The organism is Mixta mediterraneensis (assembly GCF_030283135.1).
GTDB classification, from domain to species: Bacteria; Pseudomonadota; Gammaproteobacteria; order Enterobacterales; family Enterobacteriaceae; genus Pantoea; species Pantoea mediterraneensis.
Genome location: NZ_JASUAZ010000008.1, coordinates 110613 through 129764, shown reverse-complemented (window position 1 = coordinate 129764; position 19152 = coordinate 110613). Strand labels below are relative to the sequence as shown.

18 protein-coding genes, 1 pseudogene and 1 riboswitch are annotated in these 19152 nt (G+C 54.0%); of the genes and pseudogenes, 8 read left to right on the top strand and 11 right to left on the bottom strand.

What is annotated here, in order from left to right; all coding sequences use genetic code 11:
• Positions 1 to 21: 21 nt before the first annotated feature.
• The 3 genes and pseudogenes from QRY16_RS07975 (at position 22) to QRY16_RS07965 (ending at position 4974) form a co-directional block, all read left to right on the top strand.
• Positions 22 to 1836, top strand: coding sequence for a glycoside hydrolase family 15 protein (locus QRY16_RS07975; RefSeq protein ID WP_289776216.1), 1815 nt, complete (start codon positions 22 to 24; stop codon positions 1834 to 1836).
• Positions 1837 to 2033: 197 nt separating this feature from the next.
• Positions 2034 to 3125, top strand: coding sequence for a L,D-transpeptidase family protein (locus QRY16_RS07970; RefSeq protein ID WP_289776215.1), 1092 nt, complete (start codon positions 2034 to 2036; stop codon positions 3123 to 3125).
• Positions 3126 to 3380: 255 nt separating this feature from the next.
• A pseudogene (locus QRY16_RS07965) lies at positions 3381 to 4974 on the top strand (inorganic phosphate transporter).
• 81 nt (positions 4975 to 5055) lie between these two features.
• Here the strand turns inward: QRY16_RS07965 and QRY16_RS07960 are convergent.
• From QRY16_RS07960 to QRY16_RS07945, 4 genes are all read right to left on the bottom strand, one after another.
• Positions 5056 to 6240, bottom strand: a complete 1185-nt coding sequence (locus QRY16_RS07960; protein ID WP_193403410.1) for an MFS transporter — start codon at positions 6238 to 6240, stop codon at positions 5056 to 5058.
• Between the two features lie 74 nt (positions 6241 to 6314).
• On the bottom strand, positions 6315 to 7265 hold the full coding sequence (dusC, locus tag QRY16_RS07955) for a tRNA dihydrouridine(16) synthase DusC (protein WP_289776214.1): 951 nt from the start codon (positions 7263 to 7265) through the stop codon (positions 6315 to 6317).
• 3 nt (positions 7266 to 7268) lie between these two features.
• Positions 7269 to 8609, bottom strand: a complete 1341-nt coding sequence (rhlE, locus tag QRY16_RS07950) for an ATP-dependent RNA helicase RhlE (protein WP_289776213.1) — start codon at positions 8607 to 8609, stop codon at positions 7269 to 7271.
• A 216-nt stretch (positions 8610 to 8825) separates the two neighbouring features.
• Complete coding sequence (locus tag QRY16_RS07945; protein ID WP_289776212.1) at positions 8826 to 9218, bottom strand: YbhQ family protein; 393 nt, start codon at positions 9216 to 9218, stop codon at positions 8826 to 8828.
• 180 nt (positions 9219 to 9398) lie between these two features.
• On the opposite strand from QRY16_RS07945, the gene QRY16_RS07940 reads away from it, so the two are divergent.
• Genes QRY16_RS07940 through QRY16_RS07930 form a run of 3 tightly spaced genes read left to right on the top strand, consistent with a single transcriptional unit; the run spans position 9399 to position 12372 of the window.
• Positions 9399 to 10160: an endonuclease/exonuclease/phosphatase family protein gene (locus tag QRY16_RS07940; protein WP_289776211.1), complete on the top strand. Its 762-nt coding sequence runs from the start codon at positions 9399 to 9401 to the stop codon at positions 10158 to 10160.
• On the top strand, positions 10157 to 11401 hold the full coding sequence (clsB, locus tag QRY16_RS07935) for a cardiolipin synthase ClsB (RefSeq protein WP_289776210.1): 1245 nt from the start codon (positions 10157 to 10159) through the stop codon (positions 11399 to 11401). The genes QRY16_RS07940 and clsB overlap by 4 nt, the downstream gene beginning before the upstream one ends.
• Entirely contained in the window at positions 11401 to 12372 is a 972-nt protein-coding gene (locus QRY16_RS07930) for a lysylphosphatidylglycerol synthase domain-containing protein (protein ID WP_289776209.1), read from the top strand. The genes clsB and QRY16_RS07930 overlap by 1 nt, the downstream gene beginning before the upstream one ends.
• Before the next feature lie 60 nt (positions 12373 to 12432).
• Here QRY16_RS07930 and QRY16_RS07925 read toward each other — a convergent pair whose 3' ends face one another.
• Positions 12433 to 13140, bottom strand: a complete 708-nt coding sequence (locus tag QRY16_RS07925; RefSeq protein ID WP_193403423.1) for a Bax inhibitor-1/YccA family protein — start codon at positions 13138 to 13140, stop codon at positions 12433 to 12435.
• 95 nt (positions 13141 to 13235) lie between these two features.
• A complete protein-coding gene (locus QRY16_RS07920) occupies positions 13236 to 14330 on the bottom strand; it encodes a DUF1615 domain-containing protein (protein WP_289776208.1) in 1095 nt (364 codons plus the stop codon).
• Between the two features lie 111 nt (positions 14331 to 14441).
• Here QRY16_RS07920 and QRY16_RS07915 point away from each other — a divergent pair, with 111 nt between their 5' ends.
• Positions 14442 to 15224 carry an OBAP family protein gene (locus QRY16_RS07915; RefSeq protein WP_289776229.1) on the top strand — a complete coding sequence of 261 codons (783 nt, stop codon included), beginning with the start codon at positions 14442 to 14444 and terminating at the stop codon, positions 15222 to 15224.
• On the opposite strand, the gene moaE is transcribed toward QRY16_RS07915, so the two are convergent.
• The 5 genes from moaE to moaA form a co-directional block, all read right to left on the bottom strand.
• On the bottom strand, positions 15221 to 15673 hold the full coding sequence (gene moaE, locus QRY16_RS07910) for a molybdopterin synthase catalytic subunit MoaE (RefSeq protein ID WP_289776207.1): 453 nt from the start codon (positions 15671 to 15673) through the stop codon (positions 15221 to 15223). The genes QRY16_RS07915 and moaE overlap by 4 nt on opposite strands.
• Before the next feature lies 1 nt (position 15674).
• Complete coding sequence (gene moaD, locus QRY16_RS07905) at positions 15675 to 15920, bottom strand: molybdopterin synthase sulfur carrier subunit (protein WP_289776206.1); 246 nt, start codon at positions 15918 to 15920, stop codon at positions 15675 to 15677.
• Entirely contained in the window at positions 15917 to 16399 is a 483-nt protein-coding gene (gene moaC / locus QRY16_RS07900) for a cyclic pyranopterin monophosphate synthase MoaC (RefSeq protein ID WP_289776205.1), read from the bottom strand. The genes moaD and moaC overlap by 4 nt, the downstream gene beginning before the upstream one ends.
• Positions 16400 to 16401: 2 nt before the next feature.
• The gene (gene moaB / locus QRY16_RS07895) at positions 16402 to 16917 is read right to left on the bottom strand and encodes a molybdenum cofactor biosynthesis protein B (RefSeq protein ID WP_289776204.1); all 516 of its coding nucleotides are present in this window, start codon (positions 16915 to 16917) and stop codon (positions 16402 to 16404) included.
• Positions 16918 to 16930: 13 nt separating this feature from the next.
• On the bottom strand, positions 16931 to 17917 hold the full coding sequence (gene moaA, locus QRY16_RS07890) for a GTP 3',8-cyclase MoaA (RefSeq protein WP_289776203.1): 987 nt from the start codon (positions 17915 to 17917) through the stop codon (positions 16931 to 16933).
• A riboswitch (molybdenum cofactor riboswitch) is annotated at positions 17907 to 18041 on the bottom strand. It overlaps the preceding gene by 11 nt.
• Positions 18042 to 18246: 205 nt before the next feature.
• Between moaA and QRY16_RS07885 the strand changes: the two genes are divergently transcribed.
• The gene (locus QRY16_RS07885) at positions 18247 to 19152 is read left to right on the top strand and encodes a gluconeogenesis factor YvcK family protein (protein ID WP_289776202.1); all 906 of its coding nucleotides are present in this window, start codon (positions 18247 to 18249) and stop codon (positions 19150 to 19152) included.

The window sequence follows — 19152 nt, the reverse complement described above, 5'->3', positions numbered from 1 at the left end:
AACACTAACCGGGAGTAATGGATGAGTACGGTAAAACGCAAAATTGAGGATCATGGTGTTATTGGCGATTTGCGCACCTGCGCCCTGGTCGCCAACGACGGTACGATTGACTATCTCTGCTGGCCAGAACTTGACAGTCCTTCGGTATTTAGCGCGCTGCTTGATGGGGAAACCAGCGGCTTGTTTTCTCTTGCACCGGACTGGAAAAACGTTCGCCGCCAGCAGCTTTATCTCCCCGACACCAATATCCTGCAAACGCGCTGGCTGGGTAATGAAGGCGTGGCTGAAATCACTGATTATATGCCAATTTGCGATGATGCCGATAAACTGCCCCGCCTGATTCGACGGGTAAAAATGGTGCGTGGCAGCACGCATTTCACCATGCGTTGTGCACCGCGTCATGATTATGCGCGTGCACAGACCCGCGCCGAAGCTCAGCGCGGCTGTATTGATTTTCACGCTGACGGCCAGCCGTCGTTGCGCCTTGCCGCGACGGTCGTGATGACGCTGGATGACAATGCCGCCACGGCCAGATTTGTCCTGAAAGCCGGGGAACACGCCGAATTTGAATTGGGTAGCGTTGACGATGCGCATGTTGAAGCCATTGCCACTGAACGCTGCTTTGAAGAGACGCTGGCTTACTGGCGGCGCTGGTGCGCGAAAAGTAATTATCGCGGCCGCTGGCAGGAAATGGTGCAGCGCTCGGCACTGGCATTGAAATTACTGACCTCACACCGGCACGGTTCCATTGCTGCCGCTGCTACCTTTGGTTTGCCAGAAGAGTTAGGCGGAGAGCGTAACTGGGATTATCGCGCCTCCTGGATCCGTGACGCGTCATTCAGCATGTATGCCTTAATGCGTCTCGGCTACGTTGGTGAAGCTAAGCACTTCACCAAATGGGTTGGGCGTTGTGTTGAAAACAGCCATCATGACGAGATGCGTTTACAGGTGATGTATCGCCTCGACAGCAGCACCGAACTACACGAAATGGAGCTGCTTAACCTTTCGGGTTACGGTCATTCCCGGCCAGTACGCATCGGGAATGACGCCTGGCAGCAAATCCAGCTGGATATTTATGGCGAACTCATGGACGCCATCTATCTCGCCAATAAATACGGCGAAGCGATTTCCCAGCGCGGCTGGAGCCATGTCTCGCAAATGATTGATCGCTTGTGCGACAGCTGGAATCAACCGGACGCCGGAATTTGGGAAATGCGCGGCGAGCCGGAGCATTTTCTGCATTCCCGGTTGATGTGTTGGGTAGCCCTGGATCGTGCATTACGCCTTGGTATGAAACGTTCATTACCGATGCCTTATGAACGCTGGGATCGCGCGCGCCGCGATATTCGCGAAGATATTTGGCAGAACTTCTGGAACAGCGATCGCGGTCACTTTGTCTCAACGCGTCACGGTGAATACCTTGATGCGTCAATGCTGTTAATGCCGCTGGTGCGTTTTGTCGGTGCCACCGATCCTGACTGGCTGGCCACGCTCGACGCGATTAAAACCCAGCTGGTCAGCGACGGCATGGTACGCCGCTACAATATTAGCCAGACTCCTGCCGATGGGCTGAAGGGATCGGAAGGTTCGTTTGGTGCCTGTTCGTTCTGGTACGTCGAATGCCTGGCGCGTGCCGGACGCATTCAGGAGGCGCAATTTGAATTTGAAAAGCTGCTCAGCTACGCCAATCCGTTGGGACTGTATGCTGAAGAGTTCGACAGCCGTGGCCATGCGTTGGGCAATTTTCCGCAGGCGCTCACCCATCTGGCGTTGATCAGTGCCGCTTTTTTCCTGAACCGCAAACTCAGCGGTGAAGTGACATTGTGGCAGCCCTGAAAGAGGGATATTTCGTCTAAAATAGCTATATGAAACACCTGGTTAAGGTGAGAAGTTTCGTAAACTGTGTCAGGACAGCTAAGATCCTGATTCACAACATCAGTTTAATGAACATATAATGCGCAGCGGGTCACCCTGACCGGCACGCTTTCAATACACTGACAAGCCTGAAATATGGCGATAACGACTTGTAAAATATGAAAATGAGTATTCGCGCGTTCGCTACAATCGCTTTGGCCCTGGCCGCTTTCAGCCAGTCTGCCTTCGCTGTGGTTTATCCTTTACCTGCGGCAAACAGCCGGCTGGTTGGGGAAAATATTGAAATTACCGTCCCACAAGACAGCAAATTGCCACTGGAAGCTTTTGCGGCGCAGTATCAAATGGGCCTCAGTAATATGCTGGAAGCTAACCCAGGCGTTGACGTTTATCTGCCGCAGGCTGGCCGTAAAATAATTATCCCGCAACAGTTGATTCTGCCTGACGCACCGCGTGAGGGCATTGTCATTAATAGCGCGGAAATGCGTCTGTATTACTATCCGAAGGGCAGCAAAACCGTCGTGGTTCTGCCTATCGGTATCGGTGAACTGGGTAGAGATACGCCCATTAACTGGACCACTACCGTACAACGCAAAAAAGATGGCCCGACCTGGACACCCACCAAAGCGATGCATGCAGAATATGCTGCACGCGGTGAAAACTTACCGGAAATGTTCCCGGCTGGCCCGGATAACCCAATGGGCCTGTATGCGCTGTATATTGGCCGTCTGTATGCCATCCACGGTACTAACGCCAACTTTGGTATCGGCTTACGCGTAAGTCACGGTTGCGTACGTTTACGCGCCGACGACATCAAATGGCTGTTCCAGAACGTGCCGGTGGGTACGCGCGTACAGTTCGTCGATCAACCGGTGAAAGCGACGGTGGAAGCCGATGGCTCACGTTATGTAGAAGTGCATAATCCGCTTTCTACTACCGAAGAACAGTTCAATTCAGGCGAGCTTGTACCGATTACGCTGACCCAGGCGGTAAGTAAGGTGCTGGTTGATAACAGTGTGAACCAGGACGCAGTTAACCGGGCGATTCAGCGCCGCTCCGGTATGCCGGTTAAAGTTAACGCTGTTGCGAATAATGTGCAGACTACGCCGGTCGATGTGCCAGAAGGTCAGAACGCACAGCCGAAAGAAGAACCGATGACGCCAGTGACCGCCCAGGGCGCAAACGCCATGGATCCAAACGCTGCCCAGCAAACACAACCTCAGCCCGCCGCTGCTAACGACGACAATTCATAATCATTGCTTCGTTAGCGATAACCCGCTGTGCCATGAACCCCGAAAGTTGAACATCCAACGAGTAGGGGTTTTTCATTATGAATAAAAAACGCCGTTAATTACAGGCATCAGGCTGCCTGCCATACTCTGAACAATAGCGGTTGCAGAAAGGTGCTCCGCGCCGACGCCGATCATTTTACTGTCATACAAAGCGCGTATCACACTGCCCATAGCGGATGCAAACTGACATCTGGCATGTGAAACCCGAGGTGTGCCATGAGCGAAAATAGTCTGTCGTCTACTCCCTCAACACAAGGACGTCCTGATTTCAACGGTAAAGGTAGCCGATTCTCAAAACCGCTGTTTCTCACTCTTCTGGCGGCAGGTCTGCTATTTGCCGGGCTGAATTTATTCAAGGATGTTGAGGAAACAGGCACGGCGGTGACCAGCTATGTTCCCTTCCTGCTGCTGGGTCTGGCGCTGCTGATAGCGCTGGGTTTTGAGTTTATTAATGGCTTTCACGACACGGCGAATGCCGTGGCAACGGTGATTTATACCCGCTCCCTGACGCCAGGCGTCGCGGTGATATGGTCAGGAATATGTAACTTTCTCGGCGTGTTGCTCTCCAGTGGCGTGGTGGCATTCGGCATAATTTCCTTGCTGCCGGTGGAGCTGATTCTGCAGACCGCCAGCAACAATGGCTTCGCCATGATTTACGCCCTGCTATTTTCTGCGATTATCTGGAACCTCAGTACCTGGTATTTTGGTTTGCCATCATCGTCATCGCACACATTAATTGGTTCAGTTATTGGGGTAGGCGTCGCAAATGCCATGTTGCAGGGACGCAGCAGCCTGCGTGGTGTTGACTGGGATCAGGTGCTGAAAGTGGGTTATTCGCTGTTGCTGTCTCCCGTTATCGGCTTCGTCTGCGCCGCCTTGCTGTTGTGGATACTGAAAATATTTATACGCAACCGCCAGCTTTATCAGGCCCCGGAAAGCGATCGGCCGCCGCCCGTATGGATTCGCGGCTTATTAATTCTGACCTGCACCGGCGTTTCCTTTGCGCATGGTTCAAACGATGGGCAAAAAGGTATGGGCCTGATTATGCTCATTCTGGTCGGCACGATGCCGATCGCCTACGCCCTCAACCGTTCGCTGCCACCCGATCAAATCCCGCGTGTCGCCGCGTTAACACAGCTTACGCAACAGCAGTTATGGCAAATCCAGCCCGCCGTCTGCCCCGCGTAATGTCCTGACCGAATTTGTGCGCAGCAACGTCATGACTCCCCAGGTTTTACCCGCGCTGGCCATGACGCTGAGCGACATTGGCGATCAGATCCGCCGTTATGGCGCAATGGAAAATATTCCAGCGCAGTCGGTTGCCAATACCCGAAATCAAATGTATCTGGCGTCAGAATCCATCAGGCATCTGCAAACTGCTGAGGTGAAGTTGCCGGAGGAAACCCATCGCAATTTAACGGCAGTGAAGCGTGAGCTGGACAACGCCACGCGTTTTATCCCAATGTGGGTCAAAGTGGTGGTGGCAATTGCGCTGGGGCTGGGAACCCTGGTTGGCTGGCGCCGAATTGTGGTTACGGTGGGGGAGCGCATCGGCAAAACTCATCTTACCTATGCGCAGGGAGCAAGCGCCGAGCTCGTGGCGATGATAACCATTGGGGCGACTGACAGCTTCGGCCTGCCGGTATCTACAACGCATGTTCTCTCTTCAGGCGTTGCCGGCACTATGGCAGCAAACCGCTCAGGATTGCAGATCGCTACCCTGCGCAACCTCGCCATTGCCTGGGCGCTGACGCTACCGGCTTCCGTCCTACTTGCCGCTCTGCTTTATGGGCTGTTTATCCACTTTTAATCAGCGACCGCTGTAAGCGTTCTGCGACAGCCATGATCGGGAGATTTACGCGTCGGTGCACGGCATCAGGTTGTGCACCGATTAACGTCGGGTGCTTTGCAACCGCAACCGCAGCGTAATTAACAGCGCGCCCAAAACCATCATTGCCGCCGCCAGATACACCGACTGCATGCCCCAGTGACCGATAAACAAGCCCGCGACCGGCCCCGTTAATCCCAGCCCCAAATCCAGAAATGCCGAATAGGTGCCCAGCGCCGAGCCGTGATCCTGACGTTCAACCTGTTTCACCGCTTCAACACCCAGCGCCGGGAAGATCAGCGAAAAGCCGCAGCCGGTAAGAAATGCGCCACCCCCCACCAGCAGTGCGCTGTCAGCTTGCCAGATGATGATTAATCCCAGGCATTCCAGCAGGAAGGAAACAAGCGATACGTTAAGGCCACCAAAACGGGTAATAAAGCGACCAAAACTCAAGCGCACCAGCACAAATCCAAGGCTAAATACCGACAGCGCCAGCGCCGCTCCATGCCAGTCACGGCTGGCAAAGTAGAGCGTAATAAAGGTGGCGATAACACCAAAACCGATAGTGCCAAAGCCCAACGCCATGCCATATAGCCAGACACGCGAAAAGACACGATGAAAAGGAATGCGTTCACCCACACTAACGCTGACCGCCGGTTTGCTGTTAGCCAGCAGATAACCACCTATACCCATTAAGGCAATCAGTCCGGCGAAGCCGCTCATGCCAAACCCTGCATTAAGCATCACCCCGAGCGGCGCACCAATCGCCATCGCCAGATAGGTCGCGACGCCATTCCACGAAATGACGCGAGCGGTTTGCATCGGTCCGACAATATTCATGCCCCACAACGTTGAACCCGTGCTGCTAAAGCTTTCACCAATGCCGAGAAACAAACGGCCCAGCGCCAACAGGGCCAGGCTGAGCATCGGTAAATGGCGCACTAACGCCGCAATAATCGTCAGCACCCCGCTCATGCCGCAGCAGATCAGCCCCAGCATAACCACACGTTTTGGCCCAAGGCGATCGGCAAGGCGGCCCGACTGAGGGCGACTGAGCAACGTTGAGAAATACTGCAAACTGATAATAAGCCCGGCGATAAACGAGCTGAAACCCAGCTGGTTTTTGACAAAACCGGGCAGCACCGCCAGCGGCAGGCCAACAGAAAGATAACAAAAGAAGGTAAAAACAATGACGGAAAGAATACGTTTATTGAGCTGGCTGTTACTCAATACGGCGACGTCAGACATGGCGGACTTGTAAGCTATGTGAAAATTTCATCCATCATACCTTTAGCCTGCTACCCAGTCGCCTGATTTTTTTATCACAAACTGCCAGCAGCCGCATGACGATTGATGGCGCCAGCTATGGCACTGGAAGTTTTTAACGTGCGGATTTCACTGAATAAACCCTCTGCTTCGCCATAGGCTTTGCGTAGATAGCCCAGCCACTGCTTGATACGGGCAACATGATAAAGTCCGGTATCGCCCTGCTTTTCGAGGTGAGTGTATTTTTGCAGTAACGCGACCACGTCAGGCCAGGGCATCGGCGCTTCGTGGTACTTCACCACCCGGCTCAGGTTCGGCACGTTAAGAGCACCGCGTCCGAGCATAATTGCGTTACAGCCGGTAATACGCAGACAATCTTGCGCGCTTTGCCAGTCCCAGATTTCACCGTTGGCGATAACCGGGATGCGCAATCGTTGACGGATTTCACCAATCGCCTGCCAGTTAATGGCTTCGGCGCGGTAACCGTCCTCTTTGGTGCGGCCATGTACCGCCAGCTCGCTGGCCCCGGCCTGCTGTACCGCATCAGCAATTTCCATGCTACGCGCGCTGGAATCCCAGCCAAGACGTACTTTTACCGTTACCGGCAATTCGTCAGGCACGGCTTCACGCATCGCTTTAGCAGCGCGATAAATCAGCTCAGGATCTTTGAGCAACGTCGCTCCGCCACCGCTGCCATTTACCACTTTGGAAGGACAGCCGCAGTTGAGATCGATGCCCCAGGAACCCAGCTCCACCGCGCGAGCAGCATTTTCGGCGAGCCATTCAGGATACTGCCCCAGCAGCTGTAAACGCACCCGCGTGCCGGAGGGCGTGCGGCTGGCGTTATGCAACTCGGGGCAGAGGCGATAAAAGGATTTTACTGGCAACAGCTGATCGACCACGCGCAAAAACTCGGTAATGCACAAATCGTAATCGTTGACTTCCGACAACAGCTGACGCAACAGCGAATCGAGCACGCCTTCCATCGGCGCCAGTAAGACCCTCATCGCTTAGCTATTCCCGGAACGTTTCACTGCCGGGCGACGTGGACGTGCCGGTTTATCAGCCGAGGCCGGACCCTGACGACGTGCCTGCTGAGGCCGTTTGTCACCAGAAGGCCGTGGCATCGATGAGCCGGGACCACGCCCACGCCCGCCGCCGCCACCACGCGTTTGCTGCTGGCGACCGTTTTGAATCGGTTCCGCTTTGATGCCTGGATCCGGGTCGTAACCGGCAACGGCCAGACGCGGAATCTCACGCTTCAGCAGACGCTCGATGTCACGCAGCAGTTTATGTTCGTCAACGCATACCAGCGACAGTGCTGCGCCAGTTGCCGCAGCACGCCCGGTACGACCGATGCGATGGACGTAATCTTCTGCGACATTTGGCAGCTCGTAGTTAACCACGTGTGGCAGTTCCTCAATATCGAGGCCGCGTGCGGCGATGTCCGTCGCGACCAGCACGCGAATGCCGCCTGACTTAAAGTCAGCCAGTGCACGTGTACGTGCGCCCTGGCTTTTATTGCCGTGGATCGCGGCGGCGGTAATTCCATCTTTACCAAGCTGTTCAGCCAGATGGTTTGCACCGTGTTTGGTTCGGGTAAACACCAGCACCTGTTGCCAGTTACCTTCACCGATCAGCTGCGACAGCAGTTCGCGCTTGCGCTTTTTATCAACAAAAACCACCTGTTGCGAAACCTGTTCAGACGCGGTGTTACGGCGTGCGACTTCCACCTGTTCCGGGTTGTGAAGCAGCTTTTCTGCCAGCGTTTTAATCTCATCAGAAAAGGTGGCAGAGAACAGCAGGTTTTGACGTCTGGCTGGCAGTTTTGCTAATACGCGACGAATGTCGTGGATGAAACCCATGTCAAGCATGCGATCCGCTTCATCCAGCACCAGCACTTCAACCTGCGATAGGTCCACTGCATTCTGATGTGCCAGATCCAGCAGGCGGCCTGGCGTCGCAACCAGAATATCGACGCCGCCACGCAGTTTCATCATTTGCGGATTGATGCTGACACCACCAAACACCACCAGTGAACGCAGCGGTAAATATTTGCTGTATTCGCTGACGTTTTCGCCGACCTGCGCCGCCAGTTCACGGGTTGGGGTCAGAATTAGCGCGCGCACCGGGCGACGGCCACGCGCAGTGGCTTTCGCCGACAACTTTTGTAACAACGGTAAGGTAAAACCAGCTGTTTTACCGGTGCCGGTCTGGGCGCTTGCCAGCAGATCGCGGCCTGACAGCACCACAGGAATCGCCTGGCGCTGAATCGGTGTGGGTTCGCTGTAGCCTTGTTCGGCGACCGCACGCAAAATATCGGCACTCAGGCCGAGAGAGTCAAAAGACATTAAGTGTTTTACTCCGGTCCGCTCTGGCCGTGATTCACGGTGTAGTTTTCAGAGGGATAGTGACGCCAGCTGGGGCTGACGCGTGAAAAGGGCACAAACTACGATGCGTAAGCGAGCCAGTGTAGCAGCTTTATGGCGGCGGTGCGAGATAGCTCACATTTTCTGACAGAACGCGCACGCTATCAACAGGAAGGCCACCGTGAGGTGGCCTTCAGCTTAGCTACGTTTTTTCTCGACGCGCCCTGTTGGCTCTTTCGCCAACAGCGACACCAGCGCCGGCCCCACTAACATCACCAGGCCAAGGCAGGCCAACAGCAGACTGTTATGAAAGACGCGCGACACTAAAAACAGCGTCATCATTGCCGCCCCAAAATAGTAAGTGGTGGTCGCTTCTTCAAGGTAATCGCCCAGGGTGCGCAAACGAGCACTACGCTGCGTGACCAGCATGGTGATAAACACCCCCGCATAGGCCACAACCAGTGTACTGCACACTTCAACCAGCGCGTTATGTTTCCAGCCCCAGACCAGCGCCACAATTACCAGCAGATGCAACGCGATATGTGCATACGTTTGACCGGTGATAATTTGAATACGATTAGACCATTTCATTTTCTTCTCCTGGCAGACCCAACAGGTCGCCCAAGTACAACCGGCACAGGCCGGTGACGGATTTCCTCAATGTAAAGCAAATTTCGGATAACGCCCTAAATATCGCCCTTCTTCACCACCTGTTTGTGACAAAGACTACACTTTGATCCTGTTGATGATGAAAAGGAGTGCGTCGCGAGTATGCCACAAAACAAGCAAGGATTTTCATTTAAAGTCCTGACGATCAATACACACAAGGGTTTTGCCCCCTTCAATCGCCGCTTCATCCTGCCGGAACTACGCGAAGCCGTTCGCGCGACCTCAGCGGATGTGGTTTTTTTGCAAGAGGTGATGGGTACGCACGCCATCCACCCGCTGCACCATGAAAACTGGCCGAATATGTCGCATTACGAATTTCTGGCCGACACAATGTGGAATGATTATGCCTACGGGCGCAACGCCGTTTATCCCGAGGGACATCACGGTAACGCCATTTTGTCACGTTTTCCTATTACCGATTATGAAAATCGCGATATTTCTGTTGCCGGAAGTGAAAATCGCGGCATGTTGCACTGTAAAATTGCCCTGCCTGAACCACACGGCTTGCTGCATGTGATCTGCGTACATTTGGGGCTGAAAGAGGCGCATCGCCATGCGCAAATGAAGATGATGTGCGAGATGATTGCTTCACTGCCGCCCGATGCGCCGCTGGTGGTGGCAGGTGACTTTAACGACTGGCAGCATCGCGCCAATAAGATCCTGAAACAAGGCGCGGGATTAAAAGAAGTTTTCAGCATGAAAACCGGACGCCCGGCGCGCACCTTCCCGGCCCGCTTCCCTTTTCTGCGGCTGGACCGTATTTATGTGCGTAACGCGACGGTAAGTCATCCATGGGCGCTACCGCGTAAACCCTGGTCGCACCTGTCCGATCACGCGCCGCTGGCTGTGGAGATCCATCTATGAATTTTCACTGGCAAGAGGGTAATAAACTACGCCTGCTGGAAAACGGCGATGAGTTTTTTCCGCGGGTATTTGGCGCTATTCAGCGTGCCGAACGCGCGCTAATGCTCGAAACGTTTATCCTGTTTGAAGATGAAGTTGGAAAAGCGTTACATCGTGAATTACTGGCAGCAGCAGAACGCGGCGTGAAAGTTGAAGTCATGGTAGACGGCTATGGGTCGCCAGATCTGTCAGAGGATTTTATCAACAGCCTGACCGGTGCAGGCGTGCGCTTTATCTATTACGATCCGCGTCCGCTGGTCATGGGTATGCGCACCAATGTATTCCGCCGCCTGCACCGTAAAATCGTGGTCATCGATGACGTTATCGCCTTCGTTGGCGGAATTAATTTCTCTTCTGAACACAACACCAGTTACGGGCCGGAAGCAAAACAGGATTATGCGGTAGAAGTTAAAGGTCCGGTAGTGGCAGACATTACCCGCTATGTGCAATATGCCATGGGCAGTGAGCAGGCGACGCGCCGTTGGTGGGGAGCGCGCTCGCATCGTCCGGCAAAAAATGCCACGCCAGGCGATGCCCAGGTCCTGTTCGTTTATCGCGACAATGACGCGCACCGCGACGACATCGAAATGCATTATCTTGATATGCTGCGCAGCGCCAGAGAAGACGTGATCATTGCCAATGCCTACTTTTTTCCCGGTTACCGTTTGCTGCGTGAGATGCGTAATGCGGCTCAGCGTGGCGTGCGCGTCCGGCTGATTGTGCAGGGCGAACCGGATATGCCGATTGTGAAAGTCGGCGCAGAAATGCTCTATAACTACCTGGTGGATGCAGGGGTTGAGATTTATGAATACTGTCGTCGTCCGCTGCACGGTAAAATTGCCGTGAAAGATCAGCAATGGTCAACGGTCGGCTCCAGCAACCTTGATCCGCTAAGCCTGTCGCTAAATCTGGAAGCAAACCTGATTATTCACGATCGCCAGTTTAACCAGACACTGCGCGAAAATCTGGGACATTTACTGGCAGAAGACTGTCAGCGCGTGCAGGACGATAAACTGCCGCCGCGCACCTGGTGGCATCTTACCAAAAGCGTGATCGTGTTCCACTTCCTGCGTCACTTCCCGGCCATTGCCGGTTGGTTGCCCGCCCATACGCCGCTTTTGGCTCAGGTTGATCCCCCGGTTCAGCCAGAAATGGAAACGCAAGACCGGATCGAAACGGATAATGAAGGAGCGAAACCCTGATGGCGAAAAAGCATCCTCGCTGGCGACTGGCGAAAAAGATCCTCACATGGCTGTTTTTTATCGCGGTGATCGTGCTGCTGGTGGTCTATGCACGCAAGGTGAACTGGGAGGATGTGTATAAGGTCATCGTTAACTATGACCGTTTCGTGGTGTTAATTGCCGCCGGGTTAGTGATAGCGAGTTACCTGACTTATGGCTGCTATGACTTGATTGGCCGCGCTTACTGTGGCCACAAGCTGGCGAAGCGTCAGGTTATGCTGGTGTCATTTATCTGCTACGCCTTCAATCTGACGCTAAGTACCTGGGTTGGCGGTGTCGCGATGCGTTACCGGCTCTATTCTCGCCTGGGCTTAAACAACGGCACGATTACGCGCATTTTCTCGATCAGCATTGCGACTAACTGGCTGGGCTACATTCTGCTGGCAGGCGTGGTATTCACGGCGGGCATGGTTCCGGTTCCCGCAGGCTGGTTTATTGGTGAGACGACGCTGCGATTAATTGGTGCTGCGCTGCTGGTGATGGTGGTGGTCTACTTGTGGGCCTGTGCCTTTTCAAAGCGTCGCCGCTGGACAGTGAAAGGTCAGACATTGCAGTTGCCATCGCTGCGCATGGCGCTGCTTCAGTTTGTGGTCTCCTGCGCCAACTGGATGGTGATGGGCGCAATTATCTGGCTGCTGCTGGGCCGGAATGTAGGCTATCCGGTGGTGCTGGGTGTGTTGTTAATCAGCAGTATCGCAGGCGTTATTATCCATATTCCGGCAGGCATTGGCGTGCTGGAGGCGGTATTCCTGGCGTTACTGAGCGGGCAACATGCAACGCATGGCACAATCATTGCTGCGCTGCTGGCCTATCGCGTGTTGTACTTTATTTTACCCCTGCTGCTGGCGCTGGTGCTTTATTTGCTGCTGGAGAGTCGGGCTAAGCACCTGCGTGAGAAAAATGAGAAGAAGTTGCAGAACGCGCAGAAATAAGGCGGGCCATTTTAACCCTCTTGCGTATTGCCAGAGGGTTAAAATTTCAGACAAGCCAGGCTAGCGGCGATTACCAAAAATCCGCAGTAACATCAGGAACAGGTTAATAAAGTCGAGATACAACGTCAGCGCGCCCATAATTGAATAGCGACGCAGGTTTTCTGTATCACGTACATCGATCTGCGCACCCATGTTTTTCAGTTTCTGGGTGTCATACGCTGTTAAGCCTACAAACACCACCACACCAATATAGGTAATGGCCCACATTAGCGCCGGGCTTTTCAGCCAGAAGTTCACCAGCGACGCCAGCACGATGCCAATTAACGCCATAAACAGCAAACTGCCAAAGCCACTCAGATCGCGTTTAGTGGTGTAGCCGTAGCAGCTCATCGCGCCAAACATTCCAGCGGTGACGAAGAAGGTGCTGGCAATCGAAGAATAGGTATAAACCAGGAATATGCTCGCCATCGTTAACCCGGTCAGCGCCGAATACAGCATAAATAATCCGGTTGCCACCGCGCCGCTCAGGCGATGCACCATGCCGGAAAGGAAGAAAACCAGGCCGAGCTGTACGATAATCAAACCAAAAAATGTGATGCGATTAGCAAACACCAGCTCCATTATCGCTGGCGTGCGGGCAGCAAACCAGGAAACAAAGGCAGTGAGCAGTAAGCCGCAGGTCATCCAGCCATATACCTGCGCCATATATACCTGCAGCCCGCGGGTCGCAGGCTGCACTATTGAATCATTGCGTGGATATCGGTCCATGATGCACCTCTTGTAATTGGATTTGGTCACACTCCGTCAAACGGAGACTCGCTAAGTGTGGCACAGCTCCGCTCAACTATGCCACAACCTATGCACTAACGACGCGACAGGCATTGTTGATAACGACTATCAACACGCTGTGCAAACCAGGCAGTGGTGAGTTTACGGGTAATTTTGGGGCTTTCCAGCTGGATGCCAGGCAGCATTTCTCGCGGCAAACGGCGCCCGGCTATTTTATCAGCCAGCGTGAACACCTGCTTCCACACATCGCTGTCGCTAAAATCTGCCTGCTCCCCTTTCTCTAAATCATCACGAATTTCGCTGTTATTCATCTCAATGCGCTTCGCCAGCGTGCGCACCGCCAGTTCGGTAGAACCGGCTTGTTCTGAGCCATAAAGAATAAGATCGCCATCCAGCGCCAGCTTCATGCCAGTAACACGTGCTACAGCGGCCTGGAAGGCCGCGTTACGGCTGGCGTACCAGCCCGCATTAAAATCGGCGAAACGATACAGCGGCTGGCTGTAATCGGCCGGATAGCCCAGCAGATGCATAATACCGAAATACATGCCGCCGTGGCGGGTAAAGACTTCCCGGCGGATCGAGCCGTCCACCGGCCACGGATAGCCTTTGGCATGCGCTTCAGCAAAGGCAATACTGACCTGCATCGGCCCCCCCGTATGGATTGGATTAAGATTGCCAAACAGCTTCTGCCCCATCGGTATTCTGTCAATAAAGTCATCAAAGATAGCGCTTAGCTCTTTTTCACTGCGGACTTTATCCAGCCGCGCAGCATAGCTTTCTCCATTGGAGGATTTGATCAACAGCGCAGTACGCACCAGGAACGCTGGTACATGAACGCTGGCGGCACGGCGATCGATTTCACCCCAGGCAATTTTAGGCAAGCCCGGCACCGCCGCTTCGGCGCTGAAATTAGACTCCTGATCGGCAATGGCAATCGCTGCGCACAGGTTACTGCTGCTGGGATCGATCTGCTGGGTGCGGAACGCGGTGTAAATATCGTCGGCCCAGTCTGATTTATGCGTGACGTGTGAAGGTAGCAACTTCTGAATTTGTGCTTTGACATCAGCAGGCTGGCGAACCGGTACTTGCGGTGATTTTTTGGTACTACATCCCGCCAGCATCAGGGCGGTAATCAACGCCAGCCGCTGCAAAAGAGTCGTGGATGACATGCCTGTCCTCTGGTGAAACGAAACGCCTACCTTATCATTGCAGCGCATCAGGCGGCAGGTCTGTTTTTCTGAACTACTTTTAATCTTTTACGCTTAAAAGGCTGCAACATGTTGAAACGCTTACCTCTCGCTACGCTTATTTTGCTGTTGGTTGGCTGCGGCGGCAATAATTCTCCGGCCAATGTCCATGCGCCAGGCGCGCCTGCCTCGGCTTCCCTGCAAGTGCTGGAAACCGGCGCGGCCGCCCTGCAATCCCGTCCCCCCATTGATGCGATTAGCGCCTATCTGGATGGGTTTCATTTCTACAATGGCGACCAGAATGGACAGATGGAAGCGCACCATTACGTGACGGTGCTAAATGAAGATGTGATGCAGGCCGTGATTTACGACGGCAATACGCGTGATGCAAAACTCATGGGTGTGGAGTACATCATCAGCGAACGGTTATACAAAACCTTACCGCCTGAAGAGAAGAAGTTATGGCACAGCCATCAATATGAGGTGAAATCAGGTTCACTGATTGCGCCAGGTTTACCCGCCACAGCCGATCACGCGTTAATGAAACGCATCGCCAATACTTACGGAAAAACCTGGCATACCTGGCACACCGATCGCGACAAAGCCTTGCCGCTGGGCATTCCGGCGTTAATGATGGGATTCACCGCCGATGGACAGCTGGATCCACGCCTGCTGGCCGATCGTGATAAGCGGTTTGATATAGAGACGAAAAAGATCCGTGCCGAACGCGCCGATATTGTGACGCATCCGGTGGTGCCAGGAGCGAATGCCTGGGAACAAGGACAGGTGATCCAACTGAAACGCGTGGCGGGCGGCGGTGAACACGCGCATGGCGAAACACATTTCGCTCCCGCCGAGCAGCTTAAAAAACCTTAATCCCAGCGCTGTGCTGCCTGCTGGTCGCTGGCGCGCGCATCAACCCAACGTTCGCCCTGCCCGGTCGTTTCACGTTTCCAGAAAGGAGCGCGGGTTTTAAGGTAATCCATAATAAATTCCGCAGCGGCAAATGCGCTGCTGCGATGCGCGCTGGTCACGCCGACAAAGACGATTTCATCGCCTGGAAACAGTTCGCCAACACGATGTATTACCGTGATACGCTGCAGCGGCCAGCGCTTGCGTGCATCATCCACGATTTCCTGCAACGCCTTTTCGGTCATGCCCGGATAATGCTCCAGCGTCAGCGCCGCCACGTGATCGCCAAGATTATGGTTGCGCACCTTGCCGGTAAACGTCACCACCGCGCCATCTTCTTCACAGGCCGCCAGCCAGCTGTACTCTTCGGGCATATTAAACGGTGCGCGGCCAACACGAATTTGCGTTTCCATCTTATCCTCCGGTAACCGGCGGAAAGAATGCCACTTCATCGCCTGCCCGCAACGGATGCGTCATCGGCACCAGAGTTTGATTCACCGCCGCCAGCAGTTTGTCGGAGTCCAGCGCCAGCGCCCAGCGATCGCCCCGCTCAGCCAGCGCACGACGCAACGCGGCAATGTCGGGATAAGCTGGGGAAATGTCTATTTCGCCCGTGCCGATTAATTCGCGGACCTGCGCAAAAAACAGCACTTTAATCATGCCCCACCCGCCTGAAAATCACCGGATTTACCGCCGCTTTTGCTCAGTAAACGCAGCTTTTCGATAACAATATCTTTCTGCGCCGCTTTGCACATGTCATAGATCGTCAGAGCCGCCACAGAAGCCGCAGTTAACGCTTCCATTTCAACCCCGGTTTTGCCGCTCAGGCGACACAGCGAGGTGATGCGCACCCGATTAAACGCCGGCTCGGCAACCAGGTTTACCTCAACTTTGCTCAGCATCAGCGGATGGCACAGCGGAATCAATTCCCAGGTCCGTTTAGCCGCCTGAATACCGGCAATGCGCGCAGTGGCAAAAACATCCCCTTTATGGTGGCTGCCTTCAACAATCATTTGCAGCGTTTCCGGTTTCATCAGCACCAACGCTTCCGCCTGCGCTTCGCGCACCGTGTCCGCTTTGGCTGAGACATCCACCATGTGGGCTTCACCGGCGGCATTAATGTGTGTGAGTTGTGACATATTTACAGCTTCTTCAGATGTGAAACGAAATTACACGGGCGCGTACGCGCATCCAGTTGATCGGCAATAATGCGCTCCCAGGCACTGCGACAGGCAGGCGTGGAGCCGGGTACGGCGAAAATCAACGTTTGATTCGCCATACCCGCTACCGCACGCGATTGCAGGGTTGAACCACCGATGTCTTCATAGGAAATCATGCGAAACAGCTCGCCAAAACCGTCAATCTCGCGGTCAAAAAGCGGCAGTAGCGCTTCCGGCGTACTGTTTTTGGGGTTGAACCCCGTCCCCCCATTCACCATCACCACCTGCACATCTTCGCTGGCGATCCAGCGCGAAACAATAGCGCGTACCCGGTAAAGGTTGTCCGGCACAATGGCGTGATCAACCACGCTATGCCCGGCTTCGCGAGCCGCTTCACGTAGGTAATCACCAGATGTGTCATTGTCGGCATCGCGGCTGTCCGAAACGGTTAGCACGGCAAGCTGCAACGGTTGAAATTCGGGGGTTGGTTTACCCATGGTGGCTCCTGAATTATCCGCCAATATAAGAAAGATTTTGTGTCATGCCGGTATTACCCTGATGCAGAAAATGCGTCTGCTTTTTCTGACCGAGGCTGCTGGCGATACGCGCTTGCAGCTCCAGCTGCTGATCATCAGCGGCCAGCAAATCGCGCAGCGGTATGCCACCTTCGCCAAACAGGCAAAGATGCAGATTACCCTGGGCAGACACGCGCAGACGGTTGCAGCTGGCACAAAAATCTTTGGCATACGGCATGATTAAGCCAATTTCGCCAATATAATCCGGGTGAGAAAACACCTGGGCCGGACCATCGCTGCGTCCGCTTAAGCGACGTTGCCAGCCCTGGGCGATCAATTGATCGCGGATCACGGCGCCAGAGACATGCTGCTGACGAAACAGCGAGCCGCCGTCGCCGGTTTCCATCAGTTCGATAAAACGTAGCTGAATGGGGCGAGGTCGAATCCAGTCAAGGAAGGTAATCAGGTTGTGACTGTTAAGATCGCGCATCAGCACGCTGTTGACTTTGACCTGCTGAAAACCCGCGTCAAAGGCCGCATCGATTCCTGCCATCACCTGATGGAATTTATCCTGACCGGTAATAGCATGAAACTGACGCGCATCCAGGCTATCAACGCTGACGTTGAGCGCGGTTAAACCGGCATCGCGCCACTGTCTGACGTCGCGCGCAAGGCGATAGCCGTTGGTGGTAACAGCAATATGGCGAATCGAAGCGTTTTCACGTACTGCAGCGATGATGTCGGTGAAATCGCGCCGTAGTGATGGTTCGCCACCGGTCAGGCGCACTTTTTCAGTGCCTGCGGCAGCAAATGCGCGCGTCACACGACGAATTTCATCCAGCGAAAGAAAGCTTTTATTACGGATGCCGTGCGGTTTGTAGCCGTCCGGCAAACAGTAGGTACAACGGAAGTTGCATACGTCCGTGACCGACAAACGCAAGTAATAGAACTTACGTTCAAATGCATCAGTAAATTGTGGCACCGGAACACCTTTCCAGATTCGGGAGATGCAGGCATTTCTTTCTGCACCCTGGTAGCGCGAAGGCTACGGCCTGAATCCCCTATCTTGCGACTTAGGCACTCAGGCTAGAGTGTACGCTGACCTTATGATCAACGCGGTTAGAGTGATGGTAGCGCGAAATTTCATACTATTCCATCGGCTGTTTTCGCTATATATTTAGTAACATAACGAACTTTCACCGCATTTTCGCGACAGGATACGTTAAAATGCACAGCAGAAATTGATGATTGTCATCCTCGTCCGGCCCTGTTTTTAAGAGGTCAGGCACCCGGCGCGTTTTAAGGAGAAGTATGAATCGAACACTGGCCGATCTCGATCGCGTCGTGGCTTTAGGTGGCGGACATGGTTTAGGACGCGTGATGTCGGCGCTTTCCCCGCTTGGTTCGCGCCTGACCGGCATTGTTACGACCACGGATAATGGTGGCTCGACCGGGCGTATCCGTCGCTCAGAAGGCGGTATTGCATGGGGTGACATGCGTAATTGTATTAACCAGTTAATCGCTGAACCCAGCGTGGCGTCAGCGATGTTTGAATATCGCTTTGCCGGCAACGGTGAGCTGGCAGGTCATAATCTGGGCAATTTGATGCTGAAAGCGCTCGATCACCTTAGCGTGCGTCCACTCGAAGCCATTAATATTATTCGCAATTTATTAAAAGTAGATGCGTTTCTCATCCCGATGTCCGAGCAGCCGGTTGACCTGGTGGCGCTGGATAACGAAGGCAATATGGTTTACGGCGAAACCGCCATCGATGAGATGAAGCAACCGCCGCAGGAAATGATGTTGCATCCTAACGTGCAGCCTACCCGTGAAGCACTGGAAGCCATTGCTGAAGCCGATCTTATTCTGATTGGTCCCGGCAGTTTTTATACCAGCCTGATGCCCATTTTACTGATGGAAGAAATGGCTCAGGCGCTGCGTCGTACGCCCGCGACCATGGTCTACATTGGCAATCTGGGACGTGAGCTAAGCCCCGCCGCCGCCAGCCTGACCGTTGCCGATAAGCTGGAAATGATGGAACGTTATATTGGCAAACGCGTCATTGATGCCATTGTGATTAGCCCGGCAGCCGATACCCGCAACATTGAGAACCGGCTAATTGTGCGCGAACCGCTGGAAGCCGCTGACATTCAATATCGTCATGACCGCCAGCTGTTACGCGTCGCATTAGAACACGCCATCCAGGGGTTAAACTAA

What these genes read in the sequence shown, in the direction of transcription:
- QRY16_RS07975 (WP_289776216.1), top strand. Translation starts at nt 22, where the DNA reads ATGAGTACGGTAAAACGCAAAATTGAGGATCATGGTGTTATTGGCGAT.
- QRY16_RS07970 (WP_289776215.1), top strand. Translation starts at nt 2,034, where the DNA reads ATGAAAATGAGTATTCGCGCGTTCGCTACAATCGCTTTGGCCCTGGCC.
- QRY16_RS07960 (WP_193403410.1), bottom strand. Translation starts at nt 6,240, where the DNA reads ATGTCTGACGTCGCCGTATTGAGTAACAGCCAGCTCAATAAACGTATT.
- dusC (WP_289776214.1), bottom strand. Translation starts at nt 7,265, where the DNA reads ATGAGGGTCTTACTGGCGCCGATGGAAGGCGTGCTCGATTCGCTGTTG.
- rhlE (WP_289776213.1), bottom strand. Translation starts at nt 8,609, where the DNA reads ATGTCTTTTGACTCTCTCGGCCTGAGTGCCGATATTTTGCGTGCGGTC.
- QRY16_RS07945 (WP_289776212.1), bottom strand. Translation starts at nt 9,218, where the DNA reads ATGAAATGGTCTAATCGTATTCAAATTATCACCGGTCAAACGTATGCA.
- QRY16_RS07940 (WP_289776211.1), top strand. Translation starts at nt 9,399, where the DNA reads ATGCCACAAAACAAGCAAGGATTTTCATTTAAAGTCCTGACGATCAAT.
- clsB (WP_289776210.1), top strand. Translation starts at nt 10,157, where the DNA reads ATGAATTTTCACTGGCAAGAGGGTAATAAACTACGCCTGCTGGAAAAC.
- QRY16_RS07930 (WP_289776209.1), top strand. Translation starts at nt 11,401, where the DNA reads ATGGCGAAAAAGCATCCTCGCTGGCGACTGGCGAAAAAGATCCTCACA.
- QRY16_RS07925 (WP_193403423.1), bottom strand. Translation starts at nt 13,140, where the DNA reads ATGGACCGATATCCACGCAATGATTCAATAGTGCAGCCTGCGACCCGC.
- QRY16_RS07920 (WP_289776208.1), bottom strand. Translation starts at nt 14,330, where the DNA reads ATGTCATCCACGACTCTTTTGCAGCGGCTGGCGTTGATTACCGCCCTG.
- moaE (WP_289776207.1), bottom strand. Translation starts at nt 15,673, where the DNA reads ATGGAAACGCAAATTCGTGTTGGCCGCGCACCGTTTAATATGCCCGAA.
- moaD (WP_289776206.1), bottom strand. Translation starts at nt 15,920, where the DNA reads ATGATTAAAGTGCTGTTTTTTGCGCAGGTCCGCGAATTAATCGGCACG.
- moaC (WP_289776205.1), bottom strand. Translation starts at nt 16,399, where the DNA reads ATGTCACAACTCACACACATTAATGCCGCCGGTGAAGCCCACATGGTG.
- moaB (WP_289776204.1), bottom strand. Translation starts at nt 16,917, where the DNA reads ATGGGTAAACCAACCCCCGAATTTCAACCGTTGCAGCTTGCCGTGCTA.
- QRY16_RS07885 (WP_289776202.1), top strand. Translation starts at nt 18,247, where the DNA reads ATGAATCGAACACTGGCCGATCTCGATCGCGTCGTGGCTTTAGGTGGC.